An 18,339-nucleotide genomic window follows, 5' to 3' on the forward strand; every position below is an offset into this window, starting at 1 on the left:
CCGCTCACTTCACCACCCGTACGTTCGGCGCCGCCTCGCGCGCGCCGAGCGCCGCGAGCACGTCGTCGCCGAGCTTGACGATGTCGCCGGCGCCGAGCATCAGCACGACGTCGCCCGGACGCGCCTCGGCGGCGATCCGCTCGGGAAGCTCCTCGCGCGCCGGCACGAAGCGAACGTCGGCGTGGCCGCGCGCCTTCATCGCCTGCGCGAGCGCGGCGCCGCTGACGCCGTCGATCGGGTCCTCGCCGGCCGCGTAGATGTCCATCAGGAAGAGCGTGTCGGCGTCGTCGAAGGCGGCGAGAAACTCGTCGAACAGGTCGCGCGTGCGCGTGAAGCGATGCGGCTGGAAGGCGACCACCAGACGACGCGCCAGCCCCTCGCGCGCCGCGCGCAGCGTGACGCGGATCTCCTCGGGATGGTGCCCGTAGTCGTCGATCACGGTGACGCCGCCCGCCGTGCCGCGCACCTCGAAGCGGCGGTGGATGCCGCTGAACTGCTCGAGCGCGCGCGCGCAGGTCGCGAAGTCGACGCCGACCTCGAGCGCCGCGGCGATCGTCGCGAGCACGTTCTGCGCGACGTGCCGCCCCGGCATGTTGATGCGCACCGCACCGAGATCCTGCCCGGCGCGCGTCACCACGAAGCGCGTCGAGAAGCCCTCGACCACCAGCTCGCGCGCGCTGATCTCGGCGTCGGATGAGAGACCGTAGGTGACGAAGCGCTTGCGCACGCGCGGCAGCAGCGCCCGCACGCGCGGGCTGTCGATGCACAGCACGGCGAGCCCGTAGAACGGCACGCGGTTGACGAACTCGAGGAACGCGTCCGCCGCGCGCTCGACGCTGCCGTAGTGGTCGAGGTGCTCGGGGTCGATGTTGGTCACCACTGCGATCGTCGGCGACAGCAGCAGGAACGTCCCGTCGCTCTCGTCCGCCTCGACCACCATGTACTCGCCGAGCCCGAGGCGCGCGTTGGTGCCGAGCGAGAGCACCTTGCCGCCGATCACCACCGTCGGGTCGAGCCCGGCCTCCGACAGGATCGCGCCGAGGATCGAGGTCGTCGTGGTCTTGCCGTGCGTGCCCGCGACCGCGAGCCCGCTCTTCATCCGCATCAGCTCGGCGAGCATCTCGGCGCGCGGGATCACCGGGATGCGGAGGTCGCGCGCGCGCACCACTTCCGGATTCGAGAACTTGACGGCCGACGAGATCACCACGACGTCCGTGCCGGGCGTCACGTGCTCGGGGTCGTGGCCGTACGAGATGCGCGCGCCGAGCTTCTCGAGGCGCTGCGTCGAGTCGCTCGGCGCGAGATCGGAGCCGCTCACGGTGTAGCCGAGCGTCAAGAGCACCTCGGCGATGCCGCTCATGCCGATGCCGCCGATGCCGACGAAGTGGATGTGGTGACCCGACCGCATCTGGCGAGCCGTTGTAGCGGGCTCAGGGCCGCCGTGCATCTGCTCGGCCTCGGTTACGCGCATTTTCTTGGTCTGTCTGCGGCTCGACGAGCGCGAGGCATTCGTCGACCACGCGGCTCGTCGCATCCGGATGGCCGAGCGCACGCGCTCGCGCGCGCATCGCGCCGAGAGCTTCGGGATCGGCGAGCGCCGCGCGCACCGTCTCCGCGAGCCGCTCGGGGGTGAGCTCGCGATCGAGGATCATCCACGCCGCCTGCGCGTCGACCAGCGCCTGCCCGTTGAGCCGCTGGTGGTCGCCCGCCGCGAACGGAAACGGCACGAGGATCGCCGCGACGCCGAGCGCCGTCAGCTCGGCGATGGTCGTCGCACCGGCGCGGCAGATGACGAGATCGGCGCGGCGGTACTGCGCGATCATGTCGTCGATGAAGGCGTGCACGTCGGCGTCGAGACCGAGCCGACGGTACGCTTCCGCGACCTTGTCGCGGTCGGCGGCGCCGGTCTGGTGCGTGATCGCGAGCGGCCGGCCGATCCTCGCGAGCGCTTCCGGCACGACCTCGTTCAGCCGACGCGCCCCCGCGCTGCCGCCGAACACCAGGATGCGCGGCGGGTCGCCGAGCACCGGCCGCTCGCGCGTCGCGCCCTCCCCCGCCGCGCCGTCCGGCGCCGTCACGTCCGCCGCTGTGCCCGACGGCGCCGCGACGCTGCGCACCGGGTTGCCGGTCAGCACGGCGCGCGCCCCGAGCGCCTCCTTCGTCTGCGGGAAGCTGACGCACACCCGGCGCGCGAGCGGCGTCAGCGCGCGGGTCGCCGCCCCCGGGCTCGCGTTCTGCTCGAGGAGCACGATCGGCACGCGCGTGAGCCAGGCCGCGACCACCGCCGGAAACGACGCGTAGCCGCCGACGCCGATCACCAGGTGCGGCCGGAAGCGGCGCAAGAGCCGCAGCGCCGCGACGCAGCTCGCCGGGATCTGCCAGAGAGCGCGCGCGACGCCAGCCAGACCCTCGCGGCGCAGGCCGCGGATCTGCAGCAGCTCGACCTCGAAGCCGGCACGCGGCACCGCCGTGCGCTCGATGCCGTGCGTGCTGCCGACGAAGCGGACCTCGGCGCCCGTACGGCGCACGAGCTCCTGCGCGACCGCGATCCCCGGGAAGAGGTGCCCGCCGGTGCCGCCGCCGGCGATCAGAACGCGCAGCATCGGCCGCCACCCGATCCGCCGCTGCTGCGCCGCCGCTCATCCCGGCTCCCCATCGCGTCAGCGCGCCTCGCGCGACAGGCCGAGCAGCACGCCGATCATGAGCCCAGCGGTGAGCATCGCCGAGCCGCCGTAGCTGACGAGCGGCAGCGGCATGCCCTTGGTCGGCATCAGACCGACCGCGACCGCGACGTTGAGCAGCGCCTGTCCGACGATCAGGAAGGTGAGCCCGAAGGCGAGCAGCCGCGTGAAGCAGTCGCGCGAGCGCGTCGCGACGCGGAAGCCGCGCATCGCGAAGACGCCGAAGCACAGCAGCACGAGGCAGGCGCCGACCAGCCCGAGCCCCTCGCCGATCAACGAGAAGATGAAGTCCGTGTGGCCCTCGGGCAGGTAGAACATCTTCTGCTTGCCGTTGCCGAGGCCGACGCCGAGGACGCCGCCGCTGCCGAAGGCGAGGAACGACTGCACGAGCTGGAAGCCGTTGCCGAGCGGGTCGCGCCACGGGTCGAGGAACGCGGTGACGCGCTCCCAGCGGTAGGGCGACGTCCAGATCAGCGCGAGCGCGGGCGGCAGTCCCGCGAGCGCGAGCGCCGCGAGGTGCACGAGGCGCGCCCCGCCCGCGAACAGCATCGCGACCGTCACCAGCGCGAGCACGGCCGAGGCGCCGAAGTCGGGCTGCGCGAGCAGCAGCAGCACGGGCGCGAGCAGCATGACGAGGTGCGGCAGCACGCCGCGCACGAAGCTGTGGATGCGGTCCTGCTTCTTGGTCAGCGAGTGCGCGAGGTAGAGCACGAAGACCGGCTTCATCAGCTCCGACGGCTCGAACGAGAACAGCCCGAGCGAGATCCAGCGGCGCGCGCCGCCGCGCACCTGACCGATGCCCGGCACGAGGACGAGCAGCAGCAGGAACAGCGTCGCGAACAGCACGGGGTACGCGAACCGTCGCAGCAGCAGCGGATCGACGCGCGACATCACGAACGCGACGCACGACGCGAGCAGGATGAACAGCGTCTGCCGCCGGATGAGCGCGTAGGGATCGCCGAAGCGCTCGGCGCCGATGAAGTAGCTCGCCTCGAACACCATCACGAGGCCGAGCCCGACCAGCAGCAGCACCGAGCCGAGCAGCAGCAGATCGACCTGGCGGCTGCGCAGGACGACCGGGCGCCTCTCGCCCGGCACGAAGGGAGGAGAATCAGCAACGAGCGAGCGCATCGTCCGGGATCGACTCCACGATGGCCGCGAACGCGTCGCCGCGCGCGGCGTAGTTCTCGAACTGGTCCATGCTGGCGCAGGCGGGCGACAGCAGCACGACGTCGCCCGGGCGCGCGACCGCGATCGCCGCCGCGACGGCGTCGGCGAAGCGCTCGCGGACCGTCGTCTCGGCGACGCCGCGCCAGACGTCGGCGAGGAAGTCCCGCGCCTTGCCGTAGAGCACGAGGTGGCGCAGCTTGCGCGCGAGCAGCGGGCGCGCGACGCCGTAGTCGCCGCCCTTGTCGAGGCCGCCCGCGATCAGCACGACGCTGCCGTCGCGGTAGCCCTCGAGCGATTTCAGCAGCGCGCCGACGTTCGTGCCCTTCGAGTCGTCGACGTAGGTGACGCCGCCGACCTCGCGCACGAGCTCGAGCCGGTGACGGAGCCCGCGGAACTCGTCGAGCGCCGCCTGCAGCGCGTCCGCCGGCGCGCCGAGCGCGCGCGCGACGAGCAGCGCCGCCATGACGTTCTCGCGGTTGTGCTGTCCGGCGAGCGTCGTGCGGCGCAGCGAGAAGCGCAGCGGCGCGCCCGCCTCGTCCACGACGACGTCGTCGCCGTCGAGGCTCGCGTCGCCGGCGCCTCGGCGCGTCGGCGGCGCGCTGCCGAAGGTCTGCACCGAGGAGCGGAGCGACGGCGCGAGCGCGGCCACCGCGGCATCGTCGCGGTTCAGCACCGCGACGTCGTCCGCGCTCTGACGGGCGAAGATCCGCGCCTTGGTCTCGAGGTAGTGCTGGCGGTCGCGGTAGCGGTCGAGGTGGTCGTCGGTGACGTTGAGCAGGGCCGCGACCCGCGGCCGGAACGCCTCGACCCACTCGAGCTGGAAGCTCGACACCTCGGCGACCACGACGTCGAAGTCGCCGCCCACGGCGTCGACCAGCGGCGTGCCGAGGTTGCCGCCGGTGAACACCTTGCGCCCCGCGCGCTCGAGCATCGCGCCGACGAGCGAGGTCGTCGTGCTCTTGCCGTTGGTGCCGGTGATCGCGACCAGCGGCGCGGCGATCTCGCGCGCCGCGAGCTCGATCTCGCTCCACAACGGGACCCCGCGCCGGCACGCCTCGCGCAGCAGCGCCGAGTCCGCCGGCACCCCGGGGCTCGGCACGACGAGGTCGACGCCGTCGAGCAGCTCGGGCCCGTCCGTGCCGCGCACGAGCTCGACGTCCGCGACGTCGTCCGGCAGGGCCGCGTCGGCGCGCCGGTCACACGCGCGCACGCGCGCGCCGCGACCCGTCAGGTGGCGTGCGAGCGACGCACCCGTCCGCCCGAGACCGACCACCAGCACCTGCTTGCCACGCAGCGCCGCGGCATCGACGGTCCCGGAGCGCGTCACCGGCTACCTCAGCTTGAGCGTCGCGAGCGCGAGCAGCGCGCAGATGATCGCGATGATCCAGAAGCGGACGATGATCTGCGGCTCGGGCCAGCCGAGCAGCTCGAAGTGATGGTGAATCGGCGCCATGCGGAAGATGCGCTTGCGCCGCAGCTTGAAGGACACGACCTGGAAGATCACCGACAGCGCCTCGGCGACGAAGACGAAGCCGAGGAGCGGCAGCACCAGCTCCTGCTTCGCGGCGAGCGCGACCAGCGCGATCGCCGCGCCGAGCGGCAGCGAGCCGACGTCGCCCATGAACATCTGCGCCGGGTAGGCGTTGAACCAGAGGAAGCCGAGCCCCGCCGCGACCAGCGCGCCGCAGAACACCAGCAGCTCGCCCGTGCCGGGCACGTAGGCGATCTGCAGGTACTCGGCGAGCTTCGCGTTGCCGGCCACGTAGGCGAACACCCCGATCGTGCCCGCGGCGATCGCGACCGGGCCGATCGCGAGGCCGTCGAGGCCGTCGGTCAGGTTGACCGCGTTCGACGCGCCGACGATCACCAGCGCGGCGAACGGCACGTACCACATGCCGATGTCCGGCCGGACGTCCTTCAGGACGGGGAAGTTCAGCGTCGTGGTGAAGTCCGGCATCTGGGTGAGCGCGATGCCGGCGAGCAGCCCCAGCACGAGCTGGAGCGAGAACTTGGCCCGCGCCGAGAGGCCGCGCGAGCTGCGTCCGCGCAGCTTGCGGTAGTCGTCGATGAAGCCGATCCCGGCGAAGCCGACGGTGACGAACACCGCCAGCCAGACGTACGGGTTCGTCAGGTCCGCCAGCAGCAGCGTCGCCAGGATCCCCGAGAACAGGATGAGGACGCCACCCATGGTCGGCGTCCCGGCCTTGGCCAGGTGACGCTGCGGGCCGTCCTCACGGATCGGCTGGCCGACCTTGAGCGACGACAGCTTCTGGATCAGCACCGGGCCGAGCCAGAACGAGATCACGAGCGCCGTCAGGCCCGCGAGCAGGGTCCGGAACGTGATGTAGCGAAAGACGTTGAAGCCCGAGTACGTCGTGTGCAAGGGATAGAGGAGCTGGTAGAGCATCATCGCGCTTTCGTACCTGTTCCGTCGTGGTGCAAGACCCCTGGTGGAGAGGCCAGGCGCGACTCACCGCTCGGCCGAACGTCGCGAGCCGCCCCTGGCCCTCCTCCACCACCCCGGAAGCACACGCCACGACGACCCTACCACCCCACCGTGCGTCCGGGAGCCACCGCCACCACCCAACATCATCCACGACCGACGAAGCCCCGACCGCGCAGGGCGTTCCGCGCCTCCTCGCGATCGTCCAGATGGTGCTTCGTCGTCCCAACGATCTGATAGTCCTCGTGTCCCTTGCCGGTGATCAGCACGAGGTCGCCCTCGCGCGCGATCTCCACCGCAAGCTGAATCGCCGCGCGGCGCTCGGGCACCACCACATACCCATCCGCGTGCCCCGTTTGCCCGAGCGCCTGCTGCGCGACGCGCGTGCGGTTTGCCGCCCGCACGCCGTCCTCGATGGCCGCAATGATGGCCATCGGATCTTCCGTCCTCGGATTGTCGGAGGTCACGATCACCACGTCGGCGAGACGTCCGGCGATCTCCCCCATCAGCGGCCGCTTGCCCTTGTCGCGATCGCCGCCGCAGCCGAAGGTGACGATCAGCCGGCCGCGCGTGAGCTCCCGTAGGCTCGTCAGCGAGCGCTCGAGCGCGTCCGGCTTGTGCGCGTAGTCGACGATCACCGCGAACGGCTGGCCCATGTCGATCGCCTCGAGCCGTCCCGGGACGACGGCGAGGTTCTCGATGCCGGCGCGGATCGCGTCGTGCGCGATGCCGAGCCGGTGCGCGGCCGCGGTCGCGGCGAGGATGTTCATCAGGTGCGGCGTGCCGACCAGGCGGCTGCGGAACGCGAGCTCCGTGCCGGCGACGTCGAGCGTGCCCGCGAGCCCGCTCATGTCCGCCTCGAGCCGGCGACACGAGACGTCGCCGCCCTTGCCGAAGGTCACGATCGGCACGCGCAGATCGCTTGCGAGCGACATGACGCGCGCGTCCTCGGCGTTCAGCACGGCGGCCGCGTCCTTCTTGCTCGACGCCGGCAGCAGCTCCTTGAAGAGCCGCGCCTTCGCCGCGAGGTAGCCCTCGAGGTCGCCGTGGTAGTCGAGGTGGTCGCGCGAGCAGTTGGTGAACACGCCGACGTCGAACGACACCCCGGCGACGCGGTCCTGCGCGAGCGCGTGCGACGACACCTCCATCGCGACGTGCGACACGCCGACGTCCACCATGCGCGCGAGCAGCGTCTGCAGCTCGACCGCATCCGGCGTGGTGAGCGGCGCCGCCTCGACGTGTCCCGGGAAGCGGTACTCGATCGTGCCGACGACGCCCGTCGCGCGTCCCGCGGCGCGGAAGATCGACTCGAGCAGGTAGCTCGTGGTCGTCTTGCCGCTCGTCCCGGTGATGCCGACCATCGTCAAGCGCTCGCTCGGACGTCCCGCGAGCTCCGCCGCGGCGAGCGCGAGGAAGCGGCTAGGCACGGCGCAGCGGATCACCGCGACGCGCGGGTCGATGCCGAGGTCGCTCGTGCTGGCGTCGGCGTCGTGCGCGATCGCGACCGCCGCGGCACCGCGCGCGCAGGCGTCGCCGACGTACTCGAGGCCGTTCGTCTTCGTCCCCGGGACGGCGACGAACAGCGAGCCCGGAACGACGCGACGCGAATCCGCGGTGACCTGCTCGATCGTCGTGCCGCCGTCGCCGCGGGCGAGCGTCGCCTCGCTGCCGAGCGCCGCGAGCAGCGTGCGCAGCGAGCGTCCGTGCTTGACGCCCGCCGGGCTCGCGCCGCCGCTCGGCGGCATCCCGCCTCGCGGCTCGTCGATGCGGCTCGCGAGCTGCATCATGCCGTCGGCTCCAGGACGACGAGCACGCGGTCGCGCCCGTCGCACATCTCGCGCCCCGTGCTCGCGACCTCGCACAGTCCGGCGCGCTGCGGGAGCGGCGTGCCGGGCGGCGGATCCTGATCGACGACGAAGCCGCTGCCGCGCGCGTCGAGCTTGAGCCCGATGCGGTGCGCTTCGCGCAGCGCCGCGCGCAGGCTCATGCCGAGGAACGACGGCGTGATCTCGACCGGTCCGTCGAACGCGGGGCGCGTGCGCGTCTCCTTGCTGCGCTCGGCGTCGCGCCCGGCCTTCGCGTCCTTGGCGCGGCGCGCGCTCGTCGCGTCGCTCTTGCCGGCGCCATGGCCGTTCGACGCGCCGAAGCTCGCCGGGATGATCGTCGCGAGCGGCGCCGGGCGGCGGCCGAAGCGGTCGAGCGCGCGCGACATGATCGCCGAGAACACCGGCGCCGCGACGAGGCCGCCGTAGCGGACACCCTTCGGGTTGTCGATCATCACCAGCGTCACGAAGAGAGGGTCGTCGGCCGGCGCGTAGCCGATGAACGAGGCGAGACGCTCGTTCGAGTAGCGGCGCGTGCGCGAGTCGACCTTCTGGGCCGTACCGGTCTTGCCCGCGACGCGCACGCCCGGCACGCGCGCCTTCTTGCCCGTACCCTTCTCCTCCTCGACCACGCGCTCGAGCATCGCGCCGATCGTGCGCGCGGTCTCGGGGCTGATGACTTGACGCCCGACGGCGTTCGCCGCGTCGCGCTCGAACAGCACGCGGCCGTTGGCGTCGATCGCGCGCTCGAGCAGGTACGGCTGGTAGAGCCGTCCGCCGTTCGCGATCGCGGCGAAGGCGGCCGTGAGCTGCATCGCGGTCACCGAGATGCCCTGACCGAAGCTGCTGGTCGCGAGGTCGATGTGCGCCCAGCGCTCGACCGGACGCACGATGCCGCCCACCTCGCCCGGCAGATCCACCGACGTCGGGCGGCCGAAGCCGAAGCGCTCGAGGTAGCTGAAGTAGCGCTCGCGCCCGAGCTTCTCGGCGATCTTGCTGACGCCGATGTTGCTCGAGTACTGGATCACCTCGGGAATCGTCAGCAGCCCGTACGGATGGTGGTCGTTGATCGTCCACCGCCCGATTTTGTACTTGCCGTTCTCGCAGTAGACCCGGTCGTCCGGGTCGACCGCGCGCTCCTCGATCGCGGCGGCGGCGAGCACCGCCTTGAGCGTCGAGCCGGGCTCGAAGCTGTCGGTGACGGCGCGGTTGCGGCGCGCGTCGGCGCCGAACTCGCTCGGCCGGTTCGGGTCGTACCAGGGGTAGTTCGCGAGGGCGAGGATCGCGCCGGTGTGCGGGTCGAGCATCACCACCGTGCCGGCGTCGGCGTTCGCCGCCTCGACGCCCGCGGCGAGCTCGCGCTCGACCATCTCCTGCAGACCCGCGTCGATCGTCAGCTCGAGCGTCGCGCCCGCTTCGAGCCGCGTGTCGAGCGCGAGCGGGCCGCGCGGGCGCTCTTCGGTCTCCTCCGCGGCGACGCCGTGCGTGAACAGCGAGCGTCCGCGACCGTCGCGCTCGACGCGGTAGACGAGCTCCTGGCCGCGCATCCAGCGGTCGTAGCGCAGCTCGATGCCCTCGAGGCCGCGCAGGTCGATGCCCGCCGTGCCGACGACGTGCGAGCCGATCGTTCCGAGCGGGTAGACGCGACGTCCCTCGAGGATCGCGTCGACGCCGGCGAGCTTCAGGCGCTCGACCTGCGCCGCCTGCTCGCGCGTCGCGTGGCGCTTGAGCCACACGAAGCCGGCCTTGGAATCGAGCTTCCGGTCGAGCGTCGCGCGCGGCATGCCGAGGATCGAGGCGAGCTGGTCGCGCTTCTCGTGCGGGATCGGGTGGTAGCGCGGGCTCGCGTAGATCGACGGCATGCCGATCGTGTCGGCGAAGATCGTACCCTCGCGGTCACGGATCTGGCCGCGCGGCGCCGCCATGTGGATGCGCTCGACGTACTGGCTCTGCGCGCGCGCCGAGAGCTGCGGGCGCTCGAGGATCGTCAGGTGCGCGACCCGTAGCGCCATCACCAGCAGCAGCACCGCGACCCCGCCGGCGACGACGAGGATGCGCTCGCGCGGGGCGCCCGCCTCGTCGACCGGATTCACGGCAGCTCCACCACCTGGCCGGACTTCGGCCAGTCGAGCCCGAGACGCCGCCGCGCCTCGTCGGCGAGCAGGTCGGGCTTCAGCATCGCGCTGTACTCGATGCGCAGCTCGTTGAGCTGGCGGTCGAGGCGCTGGTTCAGGTCGTGCGCGCGCGACAGCTCGTAGCCGAGACGGTTCACGGTGAGCCCGGTCCACGCGTGCAGCAGCGCGGCGAGCAGAACGACCGCACCGGCGACCAGGTTGAGCCGCATCGCGCGCGAGCGCGCGCTGCGTCCGATCTCGGCGCCCGGCGCGTGCGGACGCCGCGCGGTGCGCACGAGCGCCGGACGCGGCACCGCCACCGGCGCCGTCAGCTGGGTCCGCGGCGTGCGCGGAACGAGTGCTGCTTCAGCGCCCATCGACCCACTCCACCGCGCGCAGCCGAGCGCTCCGAGCGCGCGGGTTGCGCGCCACCTCGTCGTCCGACGGCCGCTGCGCGCCAGGCGTCAAGCGGATCGCGCGCGCCTTGCCGCCGCACTGGCAGACCGGCAGCTCGGGCGGGCAGACGCAGCGCGCCGACCAGCGACGAAGATGTTGCTTGACGATCCGATCCTCGAGCGAGTGGTAAGCGAGGAACGCGACGCGCGCGCCCGGCGCGAGGCGCTGCGGCAGCGTCTCGAGCAGGTTTTCGAGCTCGCCCAGCTCGTCGTTCACCGCGATCCGCAGCGCCTGGAAGGTCAGCGTCGCCGGGTCGTGGCGACGGGTCGCGCGTCCGCCGACCGCGCGCAGCACCGCGGCGCGCAGCTCCTGGGTCGTCCGCGGACGTCCGCCTTCGGCGCGGCACAGCGCGCGCGCGATGCGCTTCGCCTCGGGCTCCTCGCCGAGGTCGCGCAGCAGCGCGGCGATCTCGCTCTGAGAGAGGCGCGCGAGCAGGTCGGCCGCGCTCTCGCCGCGCGTGCGGTCCATGCGCATGTCGAGCTCGCCCTCGCGCTGGAAGCTGAAGCCGCGCTGCGCGTCGTCGAGCTGCAGCGAGGAGACCCCGAGGTCCGCGACGACCGCGTCGACGCGCTCCCAGCCGAGCTCGTCGAGCGTCTGCGCGAGCTCGGAGAAGCGCGCGTGGCGCAGCACGACGCGCTCGCCCCACGGCGCGAGACGCTCGCCGGCGATCGCGAGCGCGTCGTCGTCGCGATCGAGGCCGAGCAGGCGGGCGTCGGCGGCGGCGCGCTCGAGGAGCGCTGCGGAGTGTCCGCCGAGGCCGAGCGTGACGTCGACGATCCGGGCTCCGGGGCGTGCGACCGCGGGCGCGAGCAGCTCGGTGACCTCGTGCAGCATCACCGGCTCGTGGCGCGGACGCTCCTCGCCAGCAGGGTTCATCGCCAACCCCTCCCTCGCGGGATCCGTGCCCGGTATCGCGTCAACCAACAGCATTGAATCGATTCGGCTTCTCGCGTAGCGCGATGCGGTACTGCTCCATGAGCTTCTGGCGCTCGATCGGGTTGAACACCTGGAAGCGGTTGTGGACGCCGACGAAGACCACCTCGTCGGTGAGCTGGGCGTGATCGCGCAACGACTGCGGCAGGAGGATGCGGCCCTGCTTGTCGGGGTGACAGGGCTGCGCCTCGCCGATGTACATGGTCTCGAACAGGCTGCGATCCTCGCCGAACGCGCCCTCCTTGGACTGAATCCGCACCACGAGCTCGTGCCAGGAGCGCGCGTCGTACGCCTCGAGGCACGGTGAGCCCTGGATGTCCCACGCGGTGATCATCAGCTTGTCCTGGCCGCTCGCGGCCAAGGCTTCACGGTACTTGGCCGGGAGGGCGACCCGCCCCTTGTCGTCGAGCCTGTTGGTGAACCGACCTTCGAACATCGACCACTCAGGACGGGATGCGCCCCCAGAAAACCGACCCTAGCCTCCACCACTCCCCACATTTCCCCACCACGCGCTGTTTCGGTCGTTTCGCGGACGGAGTCAAGAGGAATGTGCGGGCCGAGGTGCGATTTCGCTTCGAGTGGACAATTCTTCGCTGTTTTTTCGCCCCGCGGGCGACATGGCGCGGCGTGCGCGCGGACGTAAAGCGCAAGATTTGCGTGCGGTGCGACGCCCGGCGAGAGACGCATCACTCGGCACGGCGCGTGACGTGTGGCGCGGCTCGGGACTGGACCCGCGTCAAGCACTTGGTGACGCGGGCCGGGACGACGTCGAGCTACGTGGATGCCGACCGCGGGCGGGCCGCCCGGCAGGTCCTGCCGGGCGAGCGCCGCGCGATCGAAAGAAGGACTGAAGGGGGTCTGTAAGCCGGATTCTGTCCCCGGTCGTAATCGACCGGGCGACGGTCATTCCTCTGGGCGCACGATTGCTCGTGGGCTCGATGCGGCCGTACCCGGGGTCGACGGGCGGGCCACCCTCCCCCAGTTTGGCCTTGCTCCGGACGGGGTTTGCGAAGCGCCGCGGCTCACGCACGCGGCCGGTGGGCTCTTACCCCACCTTTTCACCGTGACCGGACACCCGGTTGCCCGCACGCCCGGCCGACTCGTTTTCTGTCGCACTTTCCCCCGATTGCTCGGGGCCGCGGTTGGCGGCCGTCCTTGCCCTGTGGAGTCCGGACTTTCCTACCGGGCGAACCCGATCGACCGTCCGACCCCCTTCAGAAGTCGTTCAGAGATGCGCACGGCGACGCCGTGCCGCAAGCCGATCAGCTACCGGAGCGCGCCTGCTGCTCTTCGCCGTTCGCCTCGGAGCGCGTGAACAGGATGCGCTGACAGCTCGGGCAGACGTGCACGTCGCGGCGCTTCTGGATCTCGATGTAGAGCTGCGGCGGAACGCGCATGTTGCAGCCGAGGCAGATGCCGTGTCGCACCTCGACGACGGCGACGCCGCCGCGACGCGCGAACACCTGCTCGTAGCGCTTGCGCACCGACACGTTGAGCTTCGACGCGAGCCCATCGCGGACACCTCGGTCGCCGTCGATCTCGGCGCGCAGCTGCGCGATGCGCGCGCGCGCATGCTCCTCGTGCTTGGCGATGCGCTCCTCGAGCTCCTTGAGCTCCGCCTCCGCCTCGCGCAGCCCACCGTCGACCGCCTCGCTCTGCTCGAGCAGCGTGAGCAGCTCCTCCTCGAGGCGCGAGTTCGCCTCCTTGGTGAGCTCGATCTCGCGCTGCGCGACCATCAGCTCCTTGTCGTTGCGGATGCGGTTGAGACGCATCCGCCGCTCCTTGATCTTGCGCTCCTCGTTCTGGAGCTGCTCTTCGAGCTGACGGCGACGGCCGTTGGTGTTGCCCGCCTCGACGCGGGCGGCCTCCACCTGCTGACGCTTGGAGGCGAGTCGTTCCTGAAGCTCCGAGGACTGGCGCTCGAGCTCCGCGAGCTCGAGCTCACGCTCGCGGTTCCGCCGATCGATTTCCTGCAGACTGGCGAGGATCTCAATCAGGCTTTCCAAACGCGCGCTCCATGTTGAGGTGGGACTTGGGTCTGTAACACTCTCGCTTCGGGGTGCAAGCACCGTTCGTCCGCGTGCTCATCGGACGCTCTCTCGATCGGGTCGATCGGGCGTTTGGCCACTGCTCGGCCCCCTCCACCGACCCACCGAAAGCGGGGTTCTCCGCCGCTTCGCGCCTCGAGAGCGTGGGCTTTGCGGCGTACCGCACGTCGGCGGCGACGTCGGCCCTCAGGAGGGTTTCGAGGGCAGCGAGCTCGCCGTCGTGTGCCGCGACCGCGAAGGCCGCAAGGAGACGTCGCTGCGCCGCCGCGCTCGTCGGCCAGCATCGCTCGGCGACGAGGTGCTTGCGCGCCCGGCTCGCGAGCTGCCGGGCGTTCGCTTCGCTGACGTCGAGAAGGTCGGCGATGTCGGCGTACGCGTAGTCGAACGCGCGGCGAAGAACGAAGGCCGCACGCTCGCCCGGCGCGAGCTTCTCGAGCAGCAGCGAGATCGCGAGGTCGAGCGCTTCGCCGTGCGCGAGCGCACGCTCGGGGTCGGCGCTCGCGTCGGGCGGCTCCGGCAGCCACCGGACGAGCGACCTCTCGTGACGCGCGCGCGCCGAGCACGCTGCGTTGAGCGCCAGCCTGGTCGTGGTCGTGACGAGGAACGCGGGCGCGTCGCGCACGACGCGTCGATCGGTCGCCTGCCAGCGCAGCCACGCCTCCTGCACGACGTCGTCGGCTTCCGCGGAGCTGCCGAGCACGCGCGACGCGATGCCGAGCAGCCGCGCGCGGACGCCGACGAAGGCGACGAGCCCGTCGTCGAGAGCGGCAGCGTGATCGTGAGCGCCGCTTTGCTGCGCGAAAACCTTCGCGTCGTCTTCGCGCCGCCGCAGCAGCGGCGGAGTCCTGCCGCCAATCGCGCCGGTCGCGCCGCGCTCACCGCCCTTGCGGAGCACTCCCTGCGCAGCGCTCCGCGCCGAGGCGACGGCGCTCGGCAAGGACGGCATGTCGTGTTGTAGGCGCGTCGCGGAGGTTGAGTCGACCCCGGTCGAGCCCGCGACTCGGCGTACCGTCAAGCAACAAAGAGAGGGATCATGGGCCCGCCAGGCCTCGAACCTGGGACCAACCGGTTATGAGCCGGCCGCTCTGACCAACTGAGCTACGGGCCCGTCACGATCAGGGACGTCGCTCGACGCTCGCCGAATCCGGACGCGACCGCAAGACGAGACGCGAACGCGAGCCGGACGATGGACGACGACCGCATCCCACCGCGCGCTAGCGCTCGGCGTCGGGATCGTACGCGAGGTCGTCCTCGTCGTAGACGTCGTCGGCGTCATCGTACGGCTCGGGCGGCGGGACAAAGGGCTCCTCGGGGGGCGGCGGCGCCGGGCGGTCGTCCGCCTCGTGCGCGCCTACATACGGCTCTTCGTGCATCCCCAGGGACAGTTCGTCGGGCGCGTCCGCGTACGGGTCTTCGTGCGCTTGTGCGTACGGCGCACCGGGCGCCCCGACGTACGGCTCGTCCGGCGCGCCCGCACCCGCGTACGGATCGTGCGCACCGACGTCGGAGCCAGCGACATCCGCGCCCGTCGCGGCCGCAACGCTCGCGTCCGTGTCGCCCTCCTCCGAGGCGAACGCGTCCGAGGTCTCCCGCAGCCGTCGCAGCGCCTCGAGCACCGCCGCGACCTGCTCGGCGTCGCGCCGGTGCTCCGCCGCGCGCAGCTGCGCGATCAGCGAGCGACGCTCGGCGCGCGCGCGGCGCTGCGCGCGGCGCGCGAACCACTCGTTGCCCGCGCGCCGCAGCTCGCTCTCGCTCGACGACGCGAGCCGGCGCGCGACGCGCTCGGCCATGCCGCGCGGCAGCTCGGCGAGCATCTCGCTGGCCTCGAACGGCCCGCCCGACATGCGCCGCGTGACGATCAGCTCGGCGAGACGGCGCAGCTCGGGATCCTCGAACTCGCGCCACACCTGCTCTTCCGCCGCGCGCGCGGCGACGGTCGCGTCGCACAGCACGAGCTCGACGAGCTCGGCCTCGGCCGAGAAGTGCGCGCCGCGCCCCGTGCGTTGCGCTTGACGCTGCGGCGTCGCACCGCGTACCGGCGCTCCGCCCGCGCCGACCGGCCTCCCCTGCCCCGCGCCGGCGCCGCCCCATCGCGACGGAGCGGCGGCGGGAGCCGAGCGCGCCGGCGCGACGCCCGCACTCCGTACCTGCGCCGCGCGGCTTCGCTGCGCGGCCTCGAGCAGCGCTGCATCCGACACCCCGAGCCGCCCGGCGACGCCACGCACGATCTTGTCGCGCACGATCGGGTCCTGGACGTTCGCGAGCAGCGCCGCCATCCGCGCCGCGGCGCGCGCGGTCTCGCCGACGCCCGCGTCGCGGCCGACGAGCTCGTCGAGGTAGAAGTCGAACAGCGTCGTCGCGTTAGCGACGCGCTCGGCGAACGCGTCGCGGCCGATCTTGCGCACGAGGCTGTCCGGGTCGTCGCCCGCCGGCAGGAACACGGCGCGCGGCCAGAGGTCGATCTGGTCGACGCACAGCGGGAACGCGCGCAGCGCGGCGCGGCGTCCGGCCTCGTCGCCGTCGAAGCAGATGACGATGTCCTCCGCGAAGCGGCGCGCGAGCTTGAGCTGGTCGACGGTGAGCGCCGTGCCGAGCACGGCCGCGACGTTGGCGATGCCGGCCTGCGCGAGCGCGATCGCGTCGAGGTAGCCCTCGACCAGCACGATGCGTCCCTCGGCGCGGATCGCGTCGCGCGCGAGGTCGAGGCCGTAGAGGTGATGCCCCTTGCGGTAGAGCGGCGTCTCCGGCGAGTTCAGGTACTTCGGCCCCTTGACCTCGCCGACCGCGCGGCCGCCGAACGCGATCACGCGACCCGAGAGGTCGTGGATCGGGAACATCAGCCGGTCGCGGAACAGCGGGTAGAGGCCGCGTCCGCTGCGGCTCGGGCTCGCGAGCCCGAGCGTCCGCAGCTCCTGCGCGGTGACGCCGCGGCGCAGGAGCTTCTCGTGCCAGGGCGTCGCCGGCGCAAACCCGAGCCCGAAGCGCTGCGCGGTCTCCTGATCGATGCCGCGGCGCTCGAGGTACTCGCGCCCCGGCGCGCCGAGCCGGCTCTCGCGCAGGATGATCGTGAAGAGCTGCGCCGCGAGGCCGTTCACCTCGGCGAGGCGGTCCTGCACCCCGGAGGCGCGCGACTCCGGCACCTCGACCCCGACCCGCGCCGCGAGCGTGCGCACGGCCTCGGGAAAGGTCGCGCCGGTCACGCGCATCAGGAAGGTGAACGCGTTGCCGCCCGCGTTGCAGCCGAAGCAGTGGAAGAAGCCACGCTCCGGGTCGACGTGGAACGACGGCGTCTTCTCCTGATGGAACGGACAGAGGCCGAGGAAGCCGCGGCCGCTGCGCTTGAGCGCGACGTGCTCGGAGATCAGCGCGGCAAGGTCCGTGCGCCGCTTGATCTCGTCCAGCACCGCGTCGGGAATCGCGCCCATCTTCCCTTCGGCTCCGACCGCCCACGCGGGCCGGAGCGCGACACCGCTTCCGGTGTGCGGACGAGCGCCGTCACGCGGTCTGCGTGACGGCGCTCGCCGGATTGCCGATCAGCCTTGGCTGCGCACGGCGCGCCGCAGCGCGCGCTTGCGGGCCGCCAGCGCCTTCTTCTTGCGCTTGACGCTGGGCTTCTCGTAGTGCTCGCGTTTGCGCAGCTCGGAGAGGATGCCTGCCTTCTCGCACTGCTTCTTGAAGCGCCGGATGGCGCTCTCGATCGGCTCGTTTTCCTTGACTCGTACTCCCGGCATTGAGGAACAACACCCCCCTTCGCTGCTCGGCTCGAAGGAATCTGCATAGCTCGGATACCGAGGGCCGGATGTCAAGCAGGGGCGGACAGGCGGCGGACCGCTTCGCGCAGCCGGTCCGGGTGGTCGCTCATCAGCCCGTCGACGCCGTAGCCCGCGAGGCGCAGCATGTCGGCGAGCGCGTTGACCGTCCAGACGTACACCGCGAGGCCCCGCTCGTGCGCCTCGCGGACCAGCGCCGGCGTCACCGTCGAGGCGCGCGGGTGGAGCGCGACCGCCCCGAGCGCCGCGGCGAGCTGCCACGCGCGGTCGAACGGCGGCGCGTCCCAGAGGATGCCGATCCGCGCCGCGTCGGACGCGGACCGCGCCGCCTCGACGCATACCGGATCGAACGACGAGAACACCACCCGATCGAGCGCGCCGCGCGCGGCGACCGCGCCGACCGCCGCCTGCGCGAGCCGCTGCGCGGCCTCGCGGCTGCCACGGCTCTTGAGCTCGAGGTTGAGCTGCGCCCGCGGCAGCACGAGCTCGAGCGTCTCCTCGAGCGTCGGCATGCGCTCGCCCGCATAGCGGCGGTCGCGCCAGGCGCCGACGTCGAGCCGGCGCAGCGCCGCGAGCGTCAGCTCGCGGACGACGCCGCTGCCGTTGCTCGTGCGCTCGAGCGTCCAGTCGTGGAACACGACCACGTGTCCGTCGGCGGTGAGCTGCAGGTCGCACTCGATCATCTGCGCGTCGAGCTCGAGCGCGCGGCGGAAGGCGGCGAGCGTGTTCTCGGGACACTCGGCCGACGCCCCGCGGTGCGCGATGCGCAGGAAGCCGCCGGCCTGCGGGCCACCCGACGTCGGGCTCGCGGGAGCGTTCGGGTCTGCAGCGGACATGACCGCGCGCTCCGGTAGCAGACGCCGCGCGCGGGTCGCCACGCGGGGCGACGGTCGCTAACCTC

The 18,339-nt window shown here is 72.2% G+C and carries 15 protein-coding genes, 1 tRNA gene and 1 other RNA gene; all 17 read right to left on the reverse strand.

Annotation, left to right across the window (positions count from 1 at the left end; all coding sequences use genetic code 11):
* Window positions 1-4: 4 nt before the first annotated feature.
* The 17 genes from murC to VIS07_01820 all read right to left on the reverse strand — a co-directional run bounded on the left by murC (window position 5) and on the right by VIS07_01820 (window position 18,274).
* Entirely contained in the window at window positions 5-1,408 is a 1,404-nt protein-coding gene (gene murC, locus VIS07_01740) for a UDP-N-acetylmuramate--L-alanine ligase (GenBank protein HEY8514218.1), read from the reverse strand.
* A gap of 22 nt (window positions 1,409-1,430) precedes the next feature.
* Complete coding sequence (gene murG, locus VIS07_01745; protein ID HEY8514219.1) at window positions 1,431-2,603, reverse strand: undecaprenyldiphospho-muramoylpentapeptide beta-N-acetylglucosaminyltransferase; 1,173 nt, start codon at window positions 2,601-2,603, stop codon at window positions 1,431-1,433.
* A gap of 57 nt (window positions 2,604-2,660) precedes the next feature.
* Entirely contained in the window at window positions 2,661-3,779 is a 1,119-nt protein-coding gene (ftsW, locus tag VIS07_01750; GenBank protein ID HEY8514220.1) for a putative lipid II flippase FtsW, read from the reverse strand.
* Between the two features lie 13 nt (window positions 3,780-3,792).
* Window positions 3,793-5,178, reverse strand: a complete 1,386-nt coding sequence (murD, locus tag VIS07_01755) for a UDP-N-acetylmuramoyl-L-alanine--D-glutamate ligase (protein ID HEY8514221.1) — start codon at window positions 5,176-5,178, stop codon at window positions 3,793-3,795.
* A 3-nt stretch (window positions 5,179-5,181) separates the two neighbouring features.
* Window positions 5,182-6,258 carry a phospho-N-acetylmuramoyl-pentapeptide-transferase gene (gene mraY, locus VIS07_01760; protein ID HEY8514222.1) on the reverse strand — a complete coding sequence of 359 codons (1,077 nt, stop codon included), beginning with the start codon at window positions 6,256-6,258 and terminating at the stop codon, window positions 5,182-5,184.
* Window positions 6,259-6,440: 182 nt separating this feature from the next.
* Entirely contained in the window at window positions 6,441-8,081 is a 1,641-nt protein-coding gene (locus VIS07_01765; protein ID HEY8514223.1) for a UDP-N-acetylmuramoyl-L-alanyl-D-glutamate--2,6-diaminopimelate ligase, read from the reverse strand.
* Window positions 8,078-10,210, reverse strand: coding sequence for a penicillin-binding protein (locus VIS07_01770; GenBank protein ID HEY8514224.1), 2,133 nt, complete (start codon window positions 10,208-10,210; stop codon window positions 8,078-8,080). The genes VIS07_01765 and VIS07_01770 overlap by 4 nt, the downstream gene beginning before the upstream one ends.
* Complete coding sequence (locus VIS07_01775; GenBank protein ID HEY8514225.1) at window positions 10,207-10,608, reverse strand: hypothetical protein; 402 nt, start codon at window positions 10,606-10,608, stop codon at window positions 10,207-10,209. Before VIS07_01775 ends, VIS07_01770 begins: the two co-directional genes overlap by 4 nt.
* Window positions 10,598-11,563 carry a 16S rRNA (cytosine(1402)-N(4))-methyltransferase RsmH gene (gene rsmH / locus VIS07_01780; protein ID HEY8514226.1) on the reverse strand — a complete coding sequence of 322 codons (966 nt, stop codon included), beginning with the start codon at window positions 11,561-11,563 and terminating at the stop codon, window positions 10,598-10,600. The genes VIS07_01775 and rsmH overlap by 11 nt, the downstream gene beginning before the upstream one ends.
* Window positions 11,564-11,603: 40 nt before the next feature.
* Window positions 11,604-12,056 carry a division/cell wall cluster transcriptional repressor MraZ gene (locus VIS07_01785; protein HEY8514227.1) on the reverse strand — a complete coding sequence of 151 codons (453 nt, stop codon included), beginning with the start codon at window positions 12,054-12,056 and terminating at the stop codon, window positions 11,604-11,606.
* 409 nt (window positions 12,057-12,465) lie between these two features.
* An RNA gene (rnpB, locus tag VIS07_01790) (RNase P RNA component class A) lies at window positions 12,466-12,836 on the reverse strand.
* Window positions 12,837-12,882: 46 nt separating this feature from the next.
* Complete coding sequence (locus VIS07_01795; protein HEY8514228.1) at window positions 12,883-13,626, reverse strand: C4-type zinc ribbon domain-containing protein; 744 nt, start codon at window positions 13,624-13,626, stop codon at window positions 12,883-12,885.
* Window positions 13,610-14,614 (reverse strand): sigma-70 family RNA polymerase sigma factor, encoded by a 1,005-nt coding sequence (locus VIS07_01800; GenBank protein ID HEY8514229.1) that lies wholly within the window; start codon window positions 14,612-14,614, stop codon window positions 13,610-13,612. Before VIS07_01800 ends, VIS07_01795 begins: the two co-directional genes overlap by 17 nt.
* A gap of 88 nt (window positions 14,615-14,702) precedes the next feature.
* Window positions 14,703-14,776: transfer RNA gene (locus tag VIS07_01805), tRNA-Ile, on the reverse strand.
* A 106-nt stretch (window positions 14,777-14,882) separates the two neighbouring features.
* A complete protein-coding gene (dnaG, locus tag VIS07_01810; protein ID HEY8514230.1) occupies window positions 14,883-17,093 on the reverse strand; it encodes a DNA primase in 2,211 nt (736 codons plus the stop codon).
* A 108-nt stretch (window positions 17,094-17,201) separates the two neighbouring features.
* Window positions 17,202-17,399 carry a 30S ribosomal protein S21 gene (rpsU, locus tag VIS07_01815; protein HEY8514231.1) on the reverse strand — a complete coding sequence of 66 codons (198 nt, stop codon included), beginning with the start codon at window positions 17,397-17,399 and terminating at the stop codon, window positions 17,202-17,204.
* Window positions 17,400-17,470: 71 nt separating this feature from the next.
* Window positions 17,471-18,274, reverse strand: a complete 804-nt coding sequence (locus tag VIS07_01820; protein HEY8514232.1) for a glycerophosphodiester phosphodiesterase family protein — start codon at window positions 18,272-18,274, stop codon at window positions 17,471-17,473.
* Window positions 18,275-18,339: the final 65 nt, after the last annotated feature.

The organism is Candidatus Binatia bacterium, from assembly GCA_036563615.1.
In the GTDB taxonomy this organism is placed as follows: Bacteria; Desulfobacterota; Binatia; order UBA12015; family UBA12015; genus DATCMB01.